The sequence below is a fragment of the Alistipes intestinihominis genome (assembly GCF_040095975.1).
Taxonomy (GTDB): domain Bacteria; phylum Bacteroidota; class Bacteroidia; order Bacteroidales; family Rikenellaceae; genus Alistipes; species Alistipes senegalensis.
This window is the reverse complement of the sequence record NZ_JBBMFL010000004.1, coordinates 1-20,760: the sequence shown is the minus strand read 5'-3', so window position 1 is coordinate 20,760 and position 20,760 is coordinate 1. Positions and strand designations below refer to the sequence as shown.

9 protein-coding genes are annotated in these 20,760 nt (G+C 62.3%); all 9 read left to right on the top strand.

The features are described 5' to 3' along the window. The first annotated feature begins 7 nt into the window (after positions 1-7). The gene (locus WMO46_RS04510) at positions 8-2,968 is read left to right on the top strand and encodes a SusC/RagA family TonB-linked outer membrane protein (RefSeq protein ID WP_410520078.1); all 2,961 of its coding nucleotides are present in this window, start codon (positions 8-10) and stop codon (positions 2,966-2,968) included. Between the two features lie 19 nt (positions 2,969-2,987). Further along, entirely contained in the window at positions 2,988-4,742 is a 1,755-nt protein-coding gene (locus tag WMO46_RS04505; protein WP_349093901.1) for a RagB/SusD family nutrient uptake outer membrane protein, read from the top strand. Between the two features lie 32 nt (positions 4,743-4,774). Continuing rightward, the gene (locus tag WMO46_RS04500; RefSeq protein WP_349093900.1) at positions 4,775-8,089 is read left to right on the top strand and encodes a phosphodiester glycosidase family protein; all 3,315 of its coding nucleotides are present in this window, start codon (positions 4,775-4,777) and stop codon (positions 8,087-8,089) included. Between the two features lie 19 nt (positions 8,090-8,108). Next, positions 8,109-10,562: a PL29 family lyase N-terminal domain-containing protein gene (locus tag WMO46_RS04495; protein ID WP_349093899.1), complete on the top strand. Its 2,454-nt coding sequence runs from the start codon at positions 8,109-8,111 to the stop codon at positions 10,560-10,562. Positions 10,563-10,580: 18 nt separating this feature from the next. Beyond that, on the top strand, positions 10,581-14,816 hold the full coding sequence (locus WMO46_RS04490) for a DUF4886 domain-containing protein (RefSeq protein ID WP_349093898.1): 4,236 nt from the start codon (positions 10,581-10,583) through the stop codon (positions 14,814-14,816). 12 nt (positions 14,817-14,828) lie between these two features. Next, entirely contained in the window at positions 14,829-18,539 is a 3,711-nt protein-coding gene (locus tag WMO46_RS04485) for a BACON domain-containing protein (RefSeq protein ID WP_349093897.1), read from the top strand. A gap of 3 nt (positions 18,540-18,542) precedes the next feature. Beyond that, a complete protein-coding gene (locus WMO46_RS04480) occupies positions 18,543-19,475 on the top strand; it encodes a glycerophosphodiester phosphodiesterase family protein (RefSeq protein WP_349093896.1) in 933 nt (310 codons plus the stop codon). Positions 19,476-19,494: 19 nt separating this feature from the next. Further along, positions 19,495-20,286 (top strand): S1/P1 nuclease, encoded by a 792-nt coding sequence (locus WMO46_RS04475; protein ID WP_288660324.1) that lies wholly within the window; start codon positions 19,495-19,497, stop codon positions 20,284-20,286. 21 nt (positions 20,287-20,307) lie between these two features. Continuing rightward, positions 20,308-20,760 (top strand): MFS transporter (locus WMO46_RS04470; RefSeq protein WP_349093895.1); only part of this gene is annotated, 453 nt, incomplete at its 3' end.

The window sequence follows — 20,760 nt, the reverse complement described above, 5'->3', positions numbered from 1 at the left end:
CAACCTGATGGACGAGGTGGTCGTCGTGGGCTACGGCACGCAGCGGCGGGCCAACCTCTCGGGCGCCGTGGCGACCATCAGCGGCAAGGATCTCAACGCCCGTCCGGTGGTCTCGGCCGCCAACGCCCTGCAAGGCGCCGACCCCTCGGTGAACATCACCTTCGGAACGGGCTCCCCCGAATCGTCCTACGCCATCAACATCCGCGGTTCGATCTCGCTCAACAGCGGTTCGCCGCTCGTGCTGGCCGACGGCGTGGAGGTGAGCCTCAGCCAGATCAACCCCAACGACATCGAATCGGTGTCGGTGCTCAAAGACGCCTCGTCGTGCGCCATCTACGGCGCCAAGGCGTCGGCCGGCGTGGTGCTCATCACCACCAAGGCGGGCAAGAAGGGCGAACGCGCGCGCATCACCTACAACGGCCGCTTCGGCTGGGCCAGCAACACCACCTCGACCGATTTCATCGACACGGGTTACGACCACGTGCGCATCGTCAACCAGTTTATGAACGACTCGTCGGACGGCACGATGAACATCTTCCGCTACACCGAGGAGAACGGCGGCCTGCAAAAGCTCTACGACCGCCGCAACGACCGCACGGAACATCCCGACCGACCGTGGGTCGAAGTAGGCGACGACGGCAAGTACTACTATTACGGCAATTTCGACTGGTACGGCTATTTCTACAACCGCGTGCGTTCGCAGCAGGAGCACAACCTCTCGCTCTCGGGCGGAACCGACAAGGTGACCTACTACGCCAGCGGCCGCTTCTACCAGCAGTACGGCATGTTCAACATCAACAAGGACAAGTACACCGACTATGCTTTCCGCACCAAGGTCTCGGCCCAGATGACCCCATGGCTGAAATACTCGAACAACATCAGCTTCGACACTTCGGGCTACAAATACGGCGGACACTACGACTACGAGGGAACGATCAACGCCCTGCAATCGAACATCTGCGCCGCATTCCTCCCCTACAACCCCGACGGCTCGATCGTCCAGTACGTCAACCAGCTGGGCAAGAACTCCCCGATCGGCGCCGGCCGCGGCGGGCAGATGACCGCCGACCGTTCGAAGAACTCGAAGGAGAACCGCTACCTGACGCTTTCGAACCAGTTCGACATCACGATCGCCAAAAAACTCGTCCTCACGGCGGCCTATGACTACCGCCAGCGCGACCGGCTCTACAAATACCGCAACAACACGTTCGAATACTCGCGTCAGGAGGGCGTCATGGAGACCTTCACCTCGGGATCGGTCGAGAACTCCTACCGCGAGGTGCACTACGGCTACAAGGGCCACAACGTCAACATCTACGGCACCTACGAGAATTCGTGGGGCGGCCACCATTTCAAAGCCACCGCCGGCGGCCAGTACGAGGATTACCGTTCCACGTCGCTCGACGTGAAGCAGACCGACCTGTCGAGCGACAACATCGACTCGTTCACCGTGGCGACGGGCCCCATCACCCTCTCACAGGAAATCCTGACCTACCGCACGCTGGGATTCTTCGGCCGCGTGAACTACGACTACGAAGGGCGTTACATCTTCGAGGCGAGCGCCCGCGGCGACGGTTCGTCGCGCTTCGAGCCCGACCACCGCTGGGGATTCTTCCCCTCGGCGTCGGCCGCCTGGCGCATCAGCGAAGAGTCGTTCTTCGAGCCCGTGCGCGACGTAATGAACAACCTCAAACTGCGTCTTTCGGTGGGCAGCCTGGGCAACCAGCAGGTATCCGAATACGCCTACATCGAGCAGATCAGCACCGACAACCAGATGAGCTACACCTTCGACGGACTGGAAAAGGCTTATTACGCCAACGTCTCCGATCCGCTGTCGTCGGGACTTACGTGGGAGACCGTGACCACCTACGACGTGGGACTCGACGTGGGAGTGCTCAACGGCCGTCTCAATTTCACGGGCGACTACTACATCCGCGACACGAAGGACATGCTCACCACCTCGCTCACCCTGCCCGACGTTTTCGGCGCCAAGACCCCGAAGGCCAACTGCGCCAACCTGCGCACCAAGGGCTGGGAGATCACCCTGAGCTGGCAGGATGAATTCCAGCTGGCAGGAAGCCCCTTCTCCTACAACGTATCGGCCTCGGTGGGCGACTACATCACCAAGATCACCAAATACCACAATCCCGACCGGCTGATCTCGGACCACTACGTAGGCAAGACGCTGGGCGAAATCTGGGGCTATCACGTCGAAGGACTGTTCAAGACCGACCGCGAAGCGGCCGAATACCAGGCCAGGATCGACGACAAGGCGGTCAACAACCGCGTGTATCAGTGCAAGGGCCCGGCCGGCAACTACCTTCGCGCGGGCGACGTGCGCTTCGCCGACCTCGACGGCGACAACGTGATTTCCGAAGGCTCGGGCACGGTGGACGATCCGGGCGACAAGCGCATCATCGGCAACTCGCTGCCGCGCTACAACTACTCGTTCCGCGTGGGATTCAACTGGCTGGGCTTCGACGTATCGGCCTTTTTCCAGGGCATCGGGCGCCGCGACTGGTATCCGGCCGCCGGGCAGGCGTCCTACGACTTCTGGGGCCCCTACGCATTCCCGCCCACGTCGTTCATCCACAAGGATTTCTATTCGGAGTGCTGGTCCGAGGACAACCGCAACGCCTACTTCCCCCGTCCGCGCGGCTACAACGCCTATGCCGGCGGCTCGCTGGGCGAGACGAACGACCGCTACATCCAAAATCTCGCCTACCTGCGGCTGAAAAACCTCACGGTCGGCTACACCGTGCCGCAGAAACTCACGCGCAAGATCGGCATCGACCGCGCCCGCGTCTATTTTTCGGGCGAGAACCTCTGCTACTGGTCGCCGCTGAAACGGCACAACAAGACCATCGACCCCGAACTCGCCGGATCGTCGAGCACCAGCAAGAAGGACTCCGGAACGGGATACGCCTATCCCAAGACCCTCTCGGTAGGCGTCGATATCAGCTTCTAACGCATAAAGAGAACGACAGATGAAAACACTGCACAAAATACTGGCGACCCTGCTGCTGGGCGCCGCCTGCTCGGGCTGCGACCTGACCCTCATTCCCGAAGACAAGGTCACCCCGCAGACCTATTTCCAGTCGGAAGTGGACCTCCGCCTGTGGACCAATCAGTTCTACACGCTGCTCGACTCCCCCGACAGCGCCTCGGGGCTCAACGCCGACGACATGGTGGACAAGAGCATGGGCGACGTGATCTCGGGAACCCGCATGGCCTCCGACGAAAGCGGCTGGACCTGGACTTCCCTGCGCAAGATCAACTATTACCTGCAAAACTCCCACAACTGCACCGACGAGGCGGCCCGCACCAAATACGACGGCGTGGCCTATTTCTTCCGCGCCTATTTCTACTACGTGAAGGTGCGCCGTTACGGCGACGTGCCCTGGTACGACACGGTGATCGGTTCCGAGGAGGAAGAGCTGCTGAAAAAGCCCCGCGAGGATCGCGGCATCATCATGGACCACGTGATGTCCGACCTCGACGACGCGATCGACATGCTCCCGCGCGACAAGGACGTAGCCCGCGTGACCCGCTGGGCGGCGCTGGCCTTCAAGTCGCGCGCCGCGCTCTACGAAGGTACGTGGCGCAAATACCGCGGCCTGCCCGACGCCGACAAATACCTGCAACAGGCCGCCGACGCCGCGGCGACGTTCATCGCCGAAAGCGGATACTCGCTCTACAAGGAGGGCACGGAGCCTTACCGCGACCTCTTTTGCAGCGACGACGCCAAGCAGAGCGAAGTCATTCTGGCCCGTCTCTACAATTTCGAGGGGCTGAACCTCGCCCACAGCGTACAGTTCAACATCCGCAATGCGGCGACGGGCTTCACGCGCCGTTTCATGAACCACTATCTGATGGCCGACGGCTCGCGCTTCACCGAAAAGGAGGGCCACGAAACGATGTTCTACACCGAGGAGACCGCAGGCCGCGATCCGCGCATGGCGCAAACGGTGCTCTGCCCGGGATACGTCGCCAAGGGCGAAAGCTCGGCCACGCCGAACGACATGACCGCGATGACGGGTTACGAGCCGATCAAATTCGTCTCGACGGCGGCCCACAGCGGCGCCTCGAAGGGCACGTCCGACTGGCCGCTGTTCCGCACGGCGGAGGTGTATCTCAACTATGCCGAAGCCAAGGCCGAGCTGGGCACGCTGACGCAGGACGACCTGACCGTTTCGATCGACAAGATCCGCGAACGCGCCGGCATGGGCGGACTCGACATGGAGGCCGCCAACGCCGATCCCGATCCGTTCCTCCTGGCCTGCTACCCCAATGTCACGAAGAGCGCCAACACGGGCGTAATCCTCGAAATCCGCCGCGAACGCACCGTGGAAATGGTCATGGAAGGCCAGCGCATGTGGGACATGTTCCGCTGGAAAGAGGGTGCGCAGATGGTCAACGAAACGGCACCCTACCACGGCATCTACTTCCCCGGCCCGGGCCTTTACGACATGGACGGCGACGGCAAAAACGATCTGGAACTCTACGCCACACAGCAGACCAGCACCCCGGCCGACGGACTGACGGTGTTGAAAATCGGTTCGGACATCGTCCTCTCCGAAGCCGCCGACAACCGCGGCTACGTCGTGGCGTGGAATGCCCTGAAATACACCTGGAACGAAGAACGCGACTACCTGTGGCCCATTCCGGCCGACCAGCGCGTGCTGACGGGCGGACTGCTGACCCAGAATCCCGGATGGACTGACAGCACCAATTTCGACTGATGCTTTTTGCAACCACGAAAAAACAAACGGCAATGAAACGAACCATGATAACAACGCTTTTGGCATCGGTCCTCCTCTTCGCGGGCGGGTGCAGCGACAACTTCGACGACTCCGCGCTGTGGAAAGGCGTCGATGAGATATACAACCAGCTCACCGAACTCGGAAAACAGGCCGACGAACTCAACAGCCAGGTGCGGCTGCTCGCGTCCGTCGTCAACGGCGGGGTCGTAACCTCGATCACGCAGGACGCCGAGGGCAACAACGTCGTCCGCTACAAAGGCGCCGACAACGTCGAACACAGCGTCACCGTCGCCACGAAGGACGACGTGACCACTGCGCCGATCCTCGGCACGAAGGAGGAGGGCGGCGTGCTCTACTGGACGACCACCGCAGGGGGCAAAACCGACTTCCTGAAAGACACCGACGGGGCCAAAATCCCCGTCGCCGGACGCACGCCCGAAGTGGCTGTCGATAAGGAGGGTTACTGGACCGTCAACGGCCGTCGGCTGACCGATGCGGCAGGCAGTCCGCTGAAAGCCGAAGGCAAGGAACGATCGCTCATCACAGGCATTTCGCGCGACGCCGCCGGCAACGCAGTTTTCACGCTGGGCGACGGCTCGACGGTGTCGGCTCCGGTCTTCGACGCCTTCAACATCGTCTTCAAGGTCGGCGACACGGTGCTCGGGGACGAATATGTCGTTGAGGACACCTCGCAGCCGCTCACGATCGGCTACGAGATCACAGGCGAGAAGGCCGGCGAAACGATCCTCAAAATCATGCGCACCGAGAAACTCGCGGCCGCGGCCGACACCGCTGCCGGAACCATCGCCGTCACCTTCGGCGATGCGTTCGAAGAGGGCAGCTTCGCCGTGATGCTCTGCGACACGGAGGAAAACGTCCTGATCCGCGTCGTGCGCCTCGCGGCCAAAAGCGCGAAGCCCGAATACTACGGCATCAAGACCGCCGAGGACCTGCGCAAATTCGCCGAGGCCGTCAATTCCGGACGCAGCTACGACCGCTACCGCGACGAGAGCGGCGACGTGGTGCTGCTGAGCGACGTAGACATGACGGGCACGACGGAATGGACGCCGATCGGTACGGCCGAGAATCCCTTCACGGGCAAGTTCGACGGCAAGGGATACACGATCAAAAACATCGGTTGGACGGCCGACGCCGCGAAATCGACGGCACACGGTCTGTTCGGCGTGCTGAATCAGGCCACCGTCCGGAACCTCACGGTCGGCGTCAAGGGCGACAAGCACACCATTCGGGGAACCGCCGGGGCAGGAACGGCCATAGCGGGCATCGCAGCGTTCGCCACGGAGTCGCTCCTCGAAAGCGTGACCAACAACGTCTCGATCTCGTTCGAGGCCGAAGACCCCGCCGGGACGCTGGTCATGCTCGCGGGAATCGTCGGGCAGATGACCGGAACGACCATCGGCGGCACCTCCGCCGCGGTGAAGTGCGCCAACAACGGCGACATCACCACGGGGCCCATCGCCAACACCGCCAACGGCGCCACGGGCATGCAGGTCGGAGGCATCTGCGCCTACGTCAAGGCGGCGGAGAACAACCTCATCGGCTACTGCACCAACAACGGCCGCGTGAACGCACCTTCGGGACGCGGCGGCGGACTGGCCGGAACCTTCGAGAAAGGCACCATCGCCAACTCGCTGAACAACGGACTCGTCGAGGACGATGCCGCCGGGCAGTATGCTGGGCAGAAGGACAAATACGGCATCAAGCGCATGGGCGGACTGGTCGGCGGTTCGACCACGACGGGCTGCGTCATCGAGAACTGCAACAACCTCGGCAACGTCATCACCCATCTGGGATGCCGCACGGGCGGCTTCTCGGGCCACAACCTCGGCACGATCCGCAACTGCAAGAACACCGGGGCGATCATCGGCAACGTGACCGTCGACGGAACGAACCTGCACGGTCCCGGCTGGGCCTGCGGATACAACCAGAGCGCATCGCTCATCAAGGGCTGCATCGGATACGGCTTCGTCGGCGACTACGACACCTACAAGGACGCCCCCGCGACGGCTCCCGCGGCCATGCACACCACGGCCGTCTGCCACAAGCAGTCGAATTACGACACCGAGGAGAACACCGTGGACTGGTCGCTGCCGGCCTACTACGACTGGGAGCTCAAACAGAGTGTCCAGCTCCACCCGGGCGTGAGATACACCTACTACGAGTTCACCAACCTGCCGCGCAAGATGCATGTGCTGGAAATCGACCTGACGAACGAGTCCGTGGAGATCGCAACCTCGATGGCCGACGACCTCGTGCCCAACCCCAACGGCAACAACAACGGCAACAACGGCAAGAACATCCGCGAAACCTTGTCGGAGAACTGCGCCCGCAAGCGCGCCGAGGGGCAGAACATCATCGCCGGCATCAACACCGGGTTCTTCAATTCGCACGACGGATTCCCCCGCGGCCTGCACATCGAGGAGGGACGCCCCGACTTCGTCAACAACAAGACCGTGCGCACGTCGCTGACCAACCATGCCAACGCCTTCACCGTCTTCAAGGACCGCACGGCAAGCTGCGGCAAGAAGGTCTTCACGGGCAGGATCGAGGTCGGCGGCACCGAGTACGAATACCACTCGATCAACGACACGATCCTGCGTCAGGGCAGCGTCTCGCAGGAGGCCAACCTCTACACGGCGCGATACAAGAAGACGCCCCACCCCGGGACTCCGTCGCTGACCAACCCGCTGCTCAGAAAAGCGCTCTACGTCGTTGCGAAGAACACCTCGGGCAACCCCATGACGGTCAACGACGGCTGGTTCGAAGCCACCGTGACCCGCATTGACGACGGCCGCACGACGGAACTCGCCGAGGCACCCTACCTCACGGCCCCCGACGAATGGGCCGTACAGCTCACCGGAGCGACGGCCGAGGCGTTCGCCGCGAAACTCTCCGTGGGTTCGACGCTCCGCATCCGCGCCGATGTGGCGGTGGACGGCGTGTCGACCCCGATCCTCACGCAGAACTCGACGATGTATCACCTGCTGGACGACGGCGTGGACAAGAAACTCTCCTCGTCGGTCTACGACCCGATGACCTATGTGGGTGTGGACCAGTCCAAAACGAAGGTATATTTCTTCGTCATCGACGGCCGTCAGGACTGGGTATCGATGGGCGTGAAGTTCCCTGAGATGGTCCGCATCGCCCAGAAATTCGACTGCTGGAACGTAACCCGTTTCGACGGCGGCGGCTCGACGACCATGTGGCTCTACACCGACGGTGCGGGCAAGGTGGTCAACAAGCCCTCCGACTCGAAAGGCGAGCGCAGTTGCATGAACTACATGCATGTGCGGATCAAACAGTAACCCTTAAACCGAGAGAACAATGAGAAAGTTATTGAACATCATACTGCTTACCGCCGGTTTCGTCCTCCTTTGGGGATGCGACGAGTACGACGACGGGCAGCTTCGGAAAAACATCGACGCCATCGAGCAGGAACTTACAGCGGCCGAAAAGCGCGTCGCGGAGCTCAACGACGAGATGAACTCGCTCACAGCGCTGGTCAACAGCAGCTTCATCTCCTACCTCAAGCAGGACGACAAGGGCAATTACGTCGTCTGCTACCGCGACCGCGGCGGCGAGACGAAAACCATCACCCTCGCCACGCAGGACGACGTGGTGACCGCCCCGATCGTCGGAGCCGGGGAGTTCGAAGGAAAGCTCTACTGGCGCACGACGGCGGACAACGGCGAGACCTATGAATGGCTGTTGGACGCCGGGGGCAAGATGATGCCCGTGGGCGGCGTGCCTCCCACGATGGGCATCGACGCCGAGGGTTTCTGGACGGTCAACGGCGAACGGTTCACGGGCAAGGACGGCAAACCCGTGCTGGCCAATGACGTGAGCAACACGCTGTTCCAAAAGGTCGAGACCGACGAGGAGAGCGGCAGGGTCCGCTTCACGCTCGCCGACGGCAGCACGTTCGAAATTCCGGTATTCGAGGCCCTGAGCATCACGTTCGACGCCGCCCCCGTGACGGCCGTCCCCGACCGTTCGGCTCCGGCCTACATCAAGTACACCGTGTCGGGCAGCGAAGCCGAAGAGGCGTATGTGGACTATTTCACGGCCTGGAACGTGACGGTCGAGATCGACAAGTACACCCGCACGATCTCGGTGAAACTGGACGAGGGAGCCGAAGAGGGCAACACGGTCATCTTAGTTTCGGCCGGAGGCAACACCGTGCTCAAGCCCCTCTTCTTCACCTACGGAACGGCCCAGATCGCACCCCCGACGTGGGACCCGCAGTTCGGAACCGGAACCGAGGTAGCGCTCGAAGGCGAATTCACGGAGTTCGACATCAAGGTGTCGGCCGACATCGCATACGACGTGACGATCGCCGAGGAGTGCCAGTCGTGGCTCAAACCCGCCCCTGCGACGCGCGCGCAGATGGTCACCACGACCCATTCGTTCGTGGCCGACTACTATGAGAACGACAGCGGCGCCGACCGCAAAGGGTCGATCACCTTCTCGAACCGTCCCTACGGCGTGACCGTGACGCTCGGCGTGCGCCAGTCGCCCGTCATTCCCGACACTCCGGCCGAACCGGGCATCGCAACGGGCGCCGACCTAGTGGCTTTCGCCAAAGCGGTCAACGCCGGCGGCAGCACGAGCCGCTGGGAGAACGCCTCGGGCGAAGTGGTGCTGCTCAACGACATCGACCTCTCGGGGCTCACCGAGTGGACTCCGATCGGAGCGGGCAAAGCCACGGGAACACCCTCGTACAATACGCTGGTCAATCCGTTCTCGGGCGTATTCAACGGCCAGGGCCACACGATCAGCGGCATTCAGTGGACCTTCGACGCCGAGAGCGAGACGACCCACCTCCACGGCCTGTTCGGTGCGCTGAAGGGCGCCACGGTCAAGAACCTCAAGCTGGGCGCCGCGGGCGACCAAATCACCGTCACGGGGGCCAGTCAGAACGTCGTGGCCGTCGGTGCGCTGACGGGATACGCCGAAGGTTCGACGATCACCGCCGTCACCAACAACGTTTCGGTCATCCTCACGGGCGACAACCCCGATGCGACGCTGATGATGCTCGCCGGTATCGCCGGATGCGCCAAATCCACGGTCATCGGCGGTGAAACGAAAGCCGACGCCGTCGTCAACAACGGCGACGTGAAGACCGGGCGCATTACCAACACGGCCAACGGCAGCACGGGCATGAACGTCGGCGGTATCTGCGCCTTCACGCTCGGCGGAGGCATCAAGATCGACTACTGCACCAACAACGGCGAAGTGAGCGCCCCGACGGGACGCGGCGGCGGACTGGTCGGCACGCTGGGCGGTTCGACGAGCGAGGAGAACGGCACTGCGGTCAGCAACTCGGTCAACAACGGCACGGTGCAGGACGACGCCGCGGGCCAGTACGGCGGCAGCAGGGACTACTACAATTACAAGCGCATGGGCGGTCTGGTAGGCGGTACGGTGACGAACAACAACATCCGCATCGAGTACTGCACCAACAACGGCAATGTCTTCTCGCAGCTGGGATGCCGCACGGGCGGTTTCGTGGGCCACAACCAAGCCACGATCGTCGGCTGCGTGAACAAGGGCACGATCCTGGCCAACATCACCTACGACGCAGGAGCGCCGCAGCACGGTCCCGGATGGGCCTGCGGTTACAGCGCCAAGGGGCTCGTCACGCAATGCGCCAAAGGCGGCCGCGTCGGCGAATGGGACACCTACAAGGACAACCCGAGCGGCGCCCCCGAAGCCACGAACGACAACGCTCTGTGTTACCGCAACAGCGAATATTTCGATCCGTCGCAGAACTACTAACGCTTAATCCAGACATTCATGAAACGATTCCTATATTTCTTGCTTCTGACCGCCGTCACCTTCGCGGCAGGTTGCAGCGACTACGACGATTCGGAACTCGGCGGCCGCATCGACGGTTTCAAGGAGCGGATCGCCAGGCTCCAAAGCCGCATCGCATCGCTCAACGAGCAGCTCGCTGACCTGAGCGAGCTGACCTCGGGCAACGTCATCACCGCGATGACGCAGGATTCCGAAGGCAACTGCATCATCACCTACAAGGACAACAAGGATGAGGAGAAGAGCGTCGTGCTGGCCACCGTTGACCAGATGCTCAACGTTCCGCTGCTGGGCGTGGAGCCCGATGCGGAAAGCGGTCTCTACTACTGGACGGTGACGGCCGACGGACAGACCGCGCCGCTGCTGGACAAAGACGGCGAACGGGTTCCCGTAAGCGGCCACACCCCCGTGGTGTCGGTCGATGAACAGGGATTCTGGACCGTCAACAGCGAACGGCTGAACGACGCCGCAGGGCGCCCGATCGAGGCCAACGACGGCGAAAGCTGTCTGTTCAGGGAGATCGCCCGCGACGCCAACGGCAATCTGTCGCTGACGCTCGGCAACGGGAAGGTCATCACGCTGCCCATCCAGCAGGTGCTGAACCTCACGCTCTCGACGGCGATCAACACCACGGTGGTCGATACATCCGCCCCGATGACGGTCAAATACACGCTGCACGGCGAACACGCCGCCGACGCATTGGTCGGCATCGCCGCAGCCGAGGGCGTCGAAGCCGCGCTCGACAAGGAGCAGCAGCAGATCGTCGTCACGTTCCCGGCAGGATTCAGCGCGGGACACCTGATCGCGGTGGCCTACGACATGATGGAGCACACGGTGCTGCGCCCGGTCTTCTTCGCAAAGGCCGCGAGCGACCGCATCGAGATTCGGACGGCCGCCGAACTGGTGCAGTTCGCTGCCGATGTCAACGCCGGCACGGGCGCACAGCTGATGACCGCCGTGCTGATGAACGACATCGACCTGAAAGACGTTGCCCAGTGGACGCCCATCGGCAACGGCACGTTCGCCGCCACGACGGCGGCGTCCACCCCTTCCGGAGCCGCCTTCGAAGGGACGTTCGACGGGCAGGGATACGCTCTGCGCAACCTCAAAATGGAAGCGGCGCTCACGGGCGACAACCAGGCATACGGCCTGTTCGGCGTGCTGAAAGGCGCGACAGTCAAGAACCTCGTGCTGGGAGCCGAAAACGGCGACACGGGGTCGTTCAAGGTCTCGGGCAACGGCGTCACCTCGACGGGCGTTATCGCCGGGGCCAGCGTCGAATCAACGATCGAGGAGTGCACCAGCTACCTCCCGATGGAGTGTCTGGGCAACGGCGCTTCGAACAAACTGATGACCATGGGCCTCGTAGGCTTCGTCTACGGAGCCGGCACAAGCGACGAAACCGTCACGAAGCTCATCGGGCTGAAGAACTACGGTGCCATGAAGGCCGTGCCGGGAGCCGCCAGCGGCGCCGGGTTCACCTCGACGCAGCCGGGCTGCATCGCGGGCGTCTCGAACACCTCGCGCACATCGACCTTCAGAAACCTCATCACACGCTGTGCGAACTACGGCGACATGACCGTCTCGACGGGCCGCGCTTCGGGCATCGTGGCCGCAGCGAACACCTTTACGGTCGTCTCCGAATGCGAGAACCACGGCGACATGCTGAACACCTACGGCGAATCGGGCGGCGGACGCCTGGGCAACATCACCTGTATCCTCGGCACCTCGTCGGCGGTCGATGGCTGCACGAACTACGGCGACATCGTTGCCACCAATGCCAAGACCCACGCCGGAGGGCTCGTCTGTCTGACCAACTCCGCCGACAGCGAGGTCGTCAATTCGGCCAACTACGGCAACGTGATCACCGACCTGGCGACCTACCGCGGAACGCTCGTGGCCAACATCAACAACGGCGCGAAACTGGACAACAACACCGCCGGAGGCGGCGTGGGATCGTACAACGGCGGCAACTACGTGATGGTGCAGATCGACGAAACCAACTACATGGACTACATCGGCCTGATCAAGACGGGCAATGAGGACAAGGTGACCAACACCAAATACGGAGGCGACATCTCGACGGCCAAGGGCATCCGCACCGCCGACGATCTGGTGGCCTTCGCAGCGGCGGTCAACGCCGGAGGATCGCTCGACGAATGGCTGAACGAGGACGGCGAAGTGTGCCTGCTGACCAATATCGACATGTCGGCGGTCACGGAGTGGACCCCCATCGGCAAGGCGGCTTTCGAACTTGCAAGCAACAAGCTCACCCTCACGGGAACGCCCTTCGCAGGGCATTTCAACGGGCAGGGCTACCGCATCCGCAACCTGAAAATGGTCGCCGCGGGCAGCGAGGCGGGCGCGACATACGGATTGTTCGGGGCTTTGGCCCCGGGCGCCGTGGTCGAGAATTTCTCGTTCGACACGGGCTGTTCGCTGACTGTCACGGCCACGGCAGGTTCGTCGAACGGCGTGGTGGCCGGAATGGTCCACGACGCCACCGTGCGCGACATCACGAGCAGCGCACCGATGCACTTTCAGGGCACGGCGGGCAGCGTCCGCATCACGATGGCCCTGATCGGCACGGCCTTCGCCGAAACGGCGGGCGTCACGATCGACAACGTGAACAACAACGGCGCGATCACGGCCGAAAACCGCGACAACAACACCGCCGGAGGCGCCACGGGCTACCACATCGCCGGCATCGTGGGATTCTCCTCCAACGACGGATCGTCGCAGCAGAAAGTCATCATCTCCGACTGCATCAACTACGGCGACATGACTTCGGCGACGGGCCGCACGTCGGGCATCGTCGCCGCGGCCAACCGCTACACCCAGCTGACCAACTGCGTCAACCACGGCGACCAGATGAACACGTGCCCCAAGGAGGACGCCGGGCGTCTGGGCAACATCACCTGCAACATGGGCACGGGTTCGTCGATGAGCGGCTGCACGAACTACGGGAACCTCACCTCGACGACCGGCGCCCGCTGCGGCGGCATCACGTCGATGTCGAACACCGCTACGTTCGAGAACTGCGCCAACTACGGCACGATCCTCAGCGACGGCAACCGCGGCGTTTTCTGGGCCTACAACAACGGCGTGGCGCAGTGGACCGACTGCACCGCAGGCGGCAAAGTCGGCACCTACAACAACGGCTCGCCCGTCTTCGACTCCTACGCCGAAGCCGATCAGGCCAACTACCTGGGCAAGCAGGGCTCGAACAAATCGACGCTCACGAACATCGTCTACCAAATCGGCAGCACGGGCGGAGGCGGTACGGGCGGCGATGCCGAACTGCGCATCCTCTTCATCGGCAACAGCTTCACGAAAGACGCCGTGGAGCACCTGCCCGGCATGCTGAAGGCCGCAGGTCTCGACAAGGTGAAGATGACGCACATGTACTACGGAGGCCGCACGGTCCCCGAGTACAACAACGGATTCGCCACCGTGAACGACTACCGCTGTTACGAGTGCGGTCCGGGAGCCGCCGGATGGACCGAACTGATGAACAAGACGATCAAAGAGGTCGCCGCATCGGACCGATGGGACATCGTGACCATCCAGGAGCACACCGGCAAGGTCAACGCCTGGTCGTGGACTTCGACCGAAAAGGAGGCCCTTCAGGGACTGATCGACAATGTCAAATCGACGCAGACCGGAGCCATGCCCAAGTTCTATTATATCCTCTCGCAAGCCTACGGCGACCCGGCGATCGTCAGCTACTCGCAGCAGACGGTGATCGTCAACAATTTCGCCTCGTCGCAGGCGGACATGTACGCCGCCATCGTCGCGCAGGGTAAAAAGGTGATGGCCGAAGTCTCGTTCGACGATGTGATCGCCACGGGAACCGTCCTGCAAAACCTCCGCACGTCGAAGCTCCAGAACTCGATGGACATGACCCGCGACGGATACCACATGGACTACGGCATCGCGCGTTACGCCGCCTCGTGCGCCGTCTTCGAGAAACTGATCTCTCCGGCATTCGGAGGCGTGACGCTCGACGGCAACACGTTCCGCTACACGACCTCGAACTCCACGGCGGGCAGCTATTCGACGCCCGTCACCGATGCCAACGCCCCGATAGCCTTGCAGGCGGCACGCTATGCCCTCGCAACGCCCTACGCCGTGACCGACATGTCGGACATCGACCAGGAGAAGCCCGACAACGGCATCGAGGATACGGAATTCGACGACGACAAGAACAAAGAGTAAATCCCGACCGACATGAAAAAACTGCATATCATTCTGTTAAGCGCGGCGCTGCTGCTCGCCGGCTGCACCCGGGACCCCGAAATCACCGACCCGGCCCCGCTTCCCGCCTCGTCAGGGCTGATCATCAAAGCCGCCTGCACGGCAGCGACCCGCACCGACATCAACGAAGGCAAGAGCACGTGGGAAGCCGGCGACCGCATCACGGTCGTATACGACGGCGCTGCCTACGAATACACCGCCGCCGAAGCCGGCACCACGACCACCTTCACCAGCGAAGCGGGCATCGCCTCCTACGATGCGTCCAAGCCGCTGACAGCCTACTACCCCGCCACGACCGCCGAAGGCACGGTCGGCGTGGAGGCCCGGCGCACGATCTCGTTCCAGAGTGCGGAACAGGTCAACACGGCCTGCGCGCCGCTGGTCGGCACGCCGCTCGAAAACAACCTCTCGGAAGGGGCGCTGCACGTCTCGTTCCGCAACATCTTCTCGGTCGTCGAATTGCGCATCGACGCCGGAGAGCTGGACAGTCCGGCCCGGTCGATCACCGTAGAACCCGCCTCGGAAGAGGGTTTCGAAGGCTGGCTGACCTTCACCGGCACGGTCGATCCCGCAACGCTCGCCCTCACCCCGGCACCCGACGGGACCGGCACGAAGCTGACGCTGGATTTTCCCGAAGGAGCCGATCTGACCAAGCCCCAGACCATCAAATTCCCCGTCGGACGCTTCACCTCCCCGGCCGGGCTGAAACTCACGCTGACGACCGCCGATGACAAGACCTACACGAAAAACGTCTACAAATCGGGCATCCGCACCTATAACGAAAAGGACGGCGTGTTCTCGGCCCGCCATCTGGCGAAAGCGCTCTACGCCTTCGCACCTCCGGGCGGCATCTGGACGGCCGACGACCTCGTGGAGTTCGCCGCAGCGGTCAACGCGGGCGAAACCCTCGCCCCGTGGCAGAACGAGGAGGGCGTCGTCGTACTGCTCGACGACATAGACATGACGGGCGTCACAACATGGACGCCGATCGGCGACGCGACCTTCGCACTGGCCAGCAACGCCCTCACGATCAGCTCAGGACGCCCCTTCACGGGCTTCTTCGACGGACAGGATCACACGATCAGCAATTTCAGGATGGTGTGCGACAACGCCACTCCCAACCGCGCCTGGGGACTTTTCGGCGCACTGGGTCCCGGAGCCGTCGTCGAAAACCTCGTCTTCGACTCCTCCTGTTCGCTGGAAATCACGGCCTCGAAAGCCACCGACTGCGGCATCCTCGCCGGACTGGTCTACGACGCCGCCGTGCGCAACGTCACCAACGAAGCCCCGATGTCGTTCGACGGCTCGGCGGGCAACGTCCGCATGACGATGGGCATGATCGGACTCGCGTTCGCCAACGAAGGGGTCGTGCTCGACCGTCTGACCAACGAAGCCGACCTTACGGCCGAAAACGGCGGCAACAGCAAGAGCGATGCAACCGGCGTACAGATCGGCGGCATCTGCGGATTCAGCACCAACCACGCCAGCTCGGCCAACGCCGTCGCGTTCACCGCCTGCGTCAACCGCGGCAACCTCACCACCAAAGTCGGCCGCGCATCGGGCATCGTCGCGGCAGCCAACCGCTACACCCACCTGACCGACTGCGCCAACTACGGCAACAATTTCAACGAGTTCGCCACCGCAGGCGGCGCCCGCATCGGCAACATCACCTGCATCACGGGCACAGGCGCCAAATTCACCAAGGTCGTGAACCGCGGCGACGTGATCTGCAAGAACGAAGGGTGCTGCGGCAGCATCGTGTGCCTCGTGAACCACGACGACAACGAGTTCGTGGGATGCGAGAACTACGGCCGCGTCATCTCCGACCGTGACAACAACAAATACAAAGGCAGCTTTTTCGGGCAGTGCAACAAGGCCGCCGTATTCCGCAACTGCATCGCGCAGGGCGACGTGGGAACCTACAACGACGGCAATTACGTCATGGTCGGAATCAATGCCGACAACTACATGGACTACCTCGGGACCCACAGCGCTGCGGCTGTCAACGTCACGCGGGAGAACATCCTCTACTACCCTGCCGGATCGACCACTCCCGCCGAGGCGACTTTCAACGTCGCTCCCGGATCGGTCGGACTGAACGCCCTGGGAACCGACGCCGCCGTCGTGAGCCTCTCGGCCGCCGACTACGACTGGACCGTAAGCACGGGCGGCAGCGAATGGGTGAAGGTCACCGACCTGAACGACACGCCGCTCGCAGCGGGCACGAAAAGCCCCTACGTCCAGCAAATCCGCATCACGGCCGACGTGAACCCGCAGACCGAGCCGCGGTCCGCAACAGTTACCTTCGCCTCCACGGACCTGACGCAGACGGCGACCGTATCGGTCACGCAGGAGGCGGCAGGCCCGGCCTTCCCGAGCCAGTGGATCTTCTCGGCATCGACTGTCGGACAGTACAATACCCCGTGGAGTGTGTCGAACATGCTCCCGGCCACCTCGGGCAGCTCGGGTTACATCTCCGTCGTGCACGGCGAGGCCAATGCCGGACGGGAATTCACCCGCACGGTCAACTCCTACAAGCCCGCCGTCTCGACGATGGTCGAGGGCGACTACTGGCTCTACACCCTGCCCGTGAAGCGGCTCGAAGCCGGCACGGCCGTGGAGTTCGACGCCACGATGGCCGGCGAGGCCAATTCGCCCAAATACTTCATCGTGGAGTATCTCGACGGAGGTGTCTGGAAGAGCGTCGAAGAGGACCTGCTCACCGCACCCGAAGACCCTTCGATCCGCTACACCTACAAGTGCTCGGGCACAGCCACGGGAAGCGGCTACCAGCACGCCAGCGTCATGCAGACCGTCCGTTTCACCGATCCCGTCGAGGGAGCGGTGCAGATCCGCTGCCGCGCCGTGGGACGTTACACCTGCTCGGGAGGTACGCAGAACATCTCGGCGAGCAGTTCGGCGAGCCTGCTGCCGCCGTTCGGATTCTCGGGCTCCTATGTCCAGAACCTCGGCACGGCGATCCCGGGCGACACGAAGAAGGTGCTCTGCCTCGGCAACTCGTTCTCCTATTACAGCAATCCAGCGTGGATGCTCAAAGAGATCGCCTGGAACGAGGGGCATTACCTCAATGTCAAAGGGCACTTCAAGGGTTCGCAGAATTTCGGGCAGCATCTGGAGCTGTCATTCTCGACCGACGCCATCGACATCGGAGGCTACGATTACGCCTTCATTCAGGACCAAAGCCAGAATCCCGCGACCTACGGGCGCGACGGCACAGCGTCGATAGCCGCCAACTGCACGGCGCTGGCAGACAAAATCCGGGCGAAATCGGCCTCCTGCAAAGTCATTCTCGAACAGACCTGGACCTTCTCGGCCAGCAGCTACGGCGGATTCACCGACTTCGCAACCTTCGAAAACTACAACGCCAAAGGCGCACACGCCATGGCCGAAGCCGCCGGAACGTGGGTATCGCCGATCGGCGTGGCGTTCCGTATCGTGCGCGAAGGCTCTTCGGGCATCAACCTCTACCACACCGACAACAAGCACCAGTCGGTCTACGGCGCCTATCTGAAAGCCTGCGTCAACTACCTCGTGCTCTTCGGAGAGGCGTTCGGCAACTCACCCGCCGACTGCGGCATCGAGGCATCGAAGGCCGCCTACCTGCGCAGCGTCGCCGAGCAGGTCGTACTGGGACATGAAAACGAATACTTAATCCAACGATAACCTATGATACGAAAAATCAACAAACTGCTGATCTTCGCAGCGGCTCTTTCGGGAGCCGCCTGCGGGGAACAGGCCGGGACGCCGACTGCGGCCAACCGCGCCGAAGCCATCGTGACCGAAATCCACAACCCCTCCTCGCGGAAAGTCCTCGTCGCTTCGCACCGCGGCGACTGGCGCAACTACCCCGAAAACTCGATTCCGGCCATCGAATCGGTGATCCGCATGGGCGTAGACATCATGGAGCTGGACCTGAAACTGACCAAAGACAGCGTGCTGGTGCTCTGCCACGATCACACCATCGACCGCACGACCAGCGGCAAGGGCCGCGTCCGCGACATCACCTACGACTCGATCCGCCGCTGCAAGTTGCGCCGGGCTCACAACGTCGTCACCGACAGCCTGCGGATGCCGACGCTGCGCGAAGCGCTCAAAGCCTGCAAGGACCGTATCGTGGTGAACATCGACCAGGGCTACGAATACTACGACCTCGTACTGGCCGTCACCGAGGAGCTGGGCGTCACGGAGCAGATTCTCATCAAAGGCAAGCGCGCGCCCGAAATCGTGGCCGCGAAGTTCGCCGAACACCCCCGCAACATGATGTACATGCCCATCATCGACATCCTCAAACCCAAAGGGCAGGCGCTCTTCGCCGAATACCGCGAAAAAGGCATCGTGCCGCTGGCCTATGAAATTTGCTGGGACCGCCCGGCACCCGAGGTCGAAACCTGCATGCGGGAAGTCGTCGCCGGAGGTTCGAAACTCTGGGTCAACTCGCTTTGGGCATCGCTCTGCGGCGGACTGGACGACGACAGGGCTTTCGAAGGCGATCCCGCCGCCGTCTACGGAAAGCTCGTCGATATGGGTGCCACCATGATCCAGACCGACCGTCCCGAACTGCTGATCTCCTATCTCCGCTCGCGCGGACTCCACGATTAACCCCAAACCATCGACCGCTATGAAAAAATTACTGTTCCTGCTGCTGTGCGCCGGATTCCTTCAGGCCGGACCCGTTTTCGGATGGGGACGCGAAGGGCACGAAACCATCGCCAAAATCGCCGAGCGCAACCTGACGAAGAGAGCTAAAAAACGCATCGAAAAATACCTCGGGGGACACTCCGTCGTCTACTACGCCAAATGGATGGACGAATACCGCAAAACCCCCGAATACGCCTTCACCGACGGCTGGCACACGGCACCCGTCGATGCCGGACTCCGCTATACCGACGAGTTGCTGAACCCGAAACGGGGCAACGCCATCTACGGACTGGAACTGGCCGTCGAAAACCTGAAAAACTACCGCAGTCTCACCGACTCGGCCGTGGCTGTCAACCTCAAATACGTCATTCACCTGGTGGGCGACATGCACTGCCCGGCGCACATCAAATACACGACCCACGACATGAAATACGACGTACTGTTCGAGGACAAGTACCACAAACCGCACAAATTCTACGTTCACAGCGTCTGGGACAACGAGATCATCACCACCGCACGCATCTGGTCCGTCAGCGAATGGGCCGACGAACTCGACCGGGTTTCCAAAGCCGAACGGCAGGCCATCGCCTCCGGAACGCCCCGCGACTGGCTCCACGATGCCGCCGTGTGCTGCGAAGTGCAGTTCGAATGGGCCAAACCCGACGAACGGCTGGGGCAGGATTTCCTGAACAAGGCGCTGCCGCTGGTCGAGAGTCAGATTCAAAAGGCCGGATACCGTCTTGCCCGCATATTGAACGATCTTTTCGATTAAACAACGACGAATCCGAACCCCATGAACCGCTTCACGGAATTCTACCGCATCAGTCCCCCGGCCCCGGCCCGCGAGATGGATGCCGACGCGCGCTCGAAATACTACCGCCGCCTGCGTTTGCAGGCATTCGCGGCGGCGACGCTCGGATACAGTCTCTACTATGTCTGCCGCACGAGTCTCAATGTTATGAAGAAACCCATTCTCGACAGCGGAGCGCTGGATGCTTCGCAGCTGGGAGTCATCGGATCGGCGCTCCTCTTCGCCTATGCCGTCGGGAAATTCGTAAACGGATTCATTGCCGACTACTGCAACATCAAACGCTTCATGGCTACGGGACTCATCCTCTCGGCGGCGGTGAACGCCCTGATGGGACTGCTGGGGCTGGCGCATTCCGTAATTCCCACGGCAGTGATATTCGTGACGTTCGCCGTGATGTGGGGGATCAACGGCTGGGCACAATCCATGGGAGCGCCC

Coding starts and splice junctions, on each gene's coding strand:
- WMO46_RS04510 (WP_410520078.1), top strand. CDS start 8: ATGGACGAGGTGGTCGTCGTGGGCTACGGCACGCAGCGGCGGGCCAAC.
- WMO46_RS04505 (WP_349093901.1), top strand. CDS start 2,988: ATGAAAACACTGCACAAAATACTGGCGACCCTGCTGCTGGGCGCCGCC.
- WMO46_RS04500 (WP_349093900.1), top strand. CDS start 4,775: ATGAAACGAACCATGATAACAACGCTTTTGGCATCGGTCCTCCTCTTC.
- WMO46_RS04495 (WP_349093899.1), top strand. CDS start 8,109: ATGAGAAAGTTATTGAACATCATACTGCTTACCGCCGGTTTCGTCCTC.
- WMO46_RS04490 (WP_349093898.1), top strand. CDS start 10,581: ATGAAACGATTCCTATATTTCTTGCTTCTGACCGCCGTCACCTTCGCG.
- WMO46_RS04485 (WP_349093897.1), top strand. CDS start 14,829: ATGAAAAAACTGCATATCATTCTGTTAAGCGCGGCGCTGCTGCTCGCC.
- WMO46_RS04480 (WP_349093896.1), top strand. CDS start 18,543: ATGATACGAAAAATCAACAAACTGCTGATCTTCGCAGCGGCTCTTTCG.
- WMO46_RS04475 (WP_288660324.1), top strand. CDS start 19,495: ATGAAAAAATTACTGTTCCTGCTGCTGTGCGCCGGATTCCTTCAGGCC.